Consider the following 355-nt stretch of genomic DNA (forward strand, 5'->3'; position numbering starts at 1 on the left):
TCCCAGCTCGGTCCGAAGCTGAGGGTATAGCCCGGCGAGCGGGCGAACTCGTTGTGCTCGTAGCCGGTATTGCCGGACATCTCGTCGATCCGGGTGCGTAGCACGCCGGCGCTGGCCTTCAGCCGCAGGTCGTCGCGCAGGCGGTAGTCGAGGTCCAGCTCCATGCCGTAGGCGTGGGCCTTCTCGGCGTTGATGGTGTACGACTGCGCCACCCCCGGCGAAACCACCACCGGGATGTTGTACTGGGCGTCCTTGAAATCCATGAAGAACAGGTTGCCGTTCAGCAGCAGGCGGCCGTCGAGCAGGCTGGCGCGGGTGAACAGTTCGTAGTTCCAGATGGTTTCTTCCTTGAAGT

Annotated in this window: 1 protein-coding gene; it reads right to left on the minus strand. The window is 63.4% G+C overall.

Translation table 11 applies throughout. The features are described from left to right. A partial coding sequence (locus ACLJNW_RS23695; RefSeq protein WP_410961157.1) for a TonB-dependent receptor domain-containing protein occupies positions 1-355 on the minus strand: 355 nt, incomplete at both ends.

The organism is Salmonella sp. SAL4457 (assembly GCF_046548235.1).
In the GTDB taxonomy this organism is placed as follows: Bacteria; Pseudomonadota; Gammaproteobacteria; order Enterobacterales; family Enterobacteriaceae; genus Salmonella; species Salmonella enterica.